This window comes from Jeotgalibacillus marinus (assembly GCF_040801915.1).
Lineage (GTDB): Bacteria > Bacillota > Bacilli > Bacillales > Jeotgalibacillaceae > Jeotgalibacillus > Jeotgalibacillus marinus.
This window is the reverse complement of the sequence record NZ_JBFMIA010000079.1, coordinates 1-563: the sequence shown is the minus strand read 5'-3', so window position 1 is coordinate 563 and position 563 is coordinate 1. Positions and strand designations below refer to the sequence as shown.

At 45.5% G+C, this 563-nt stretch carries 2 tRNA genes; both read right to left on the bottom strand.

The window, feature by feature from the left end:
* Positions 1–75: 75 nt before the first annotated feature.
* A tRNA-His gene (locus tag AB1471_RS17035) sits at positions 76–151 on the bottom strand.
* Positions 152–159: 8 nt separating this feature from the next.
* Positions 160–235, bottom strand: a tRNA-Phe gene (locus AB1471_RS17030).
* Positions 236–563 lie beyond the last annotated feature (328 nt).

Here is a 563-nt window from a genome sequence, read left to right as displayed (position 1 = left end):
CGAACTCACGACATCAGCTTGGAAGGCTGAGGTTTTACCACTAAACTACACCCGCTTAGGATTAAATTATAAAAATGGGGCGACTGATGGGAATCGAACCCACGAATGCCTGAACCACAATCAGGTGCGTTAACCACTTCGCCACAACCGCCATAGGAATGGTGGCTTTGGACGGAATCGAACCGCCGACACATGGATTTTCAGTCCATTGCTCTACCAACTGAGCTACAAAGCCTTGATATTCGGTTTATGATAAGCGGCGAATCTCTTCGTCAGTTTCATCTCTTCACACCCTCACGTACTTAAGTACGATCCAGTGTTCATCGATTCACTTCCTTGACCTTCTTGCTTCTCATAACCCTCAAAAATATAATTTTCAAAGTTATTCGGCTTATGATAAGCGGTGAATCTCTTCACATCCTCACGCACGCAAGTGCGATCCGGTGTTCATCGATTTACTTCTTCGATCTTCTTGCTTCTCATAACCGTCAAAATCATTTAACTTTTTTAAAAAATGGCGGTCCCGACCGGGATCGAACCGGCGATCTCCTGCGTGACAGGCA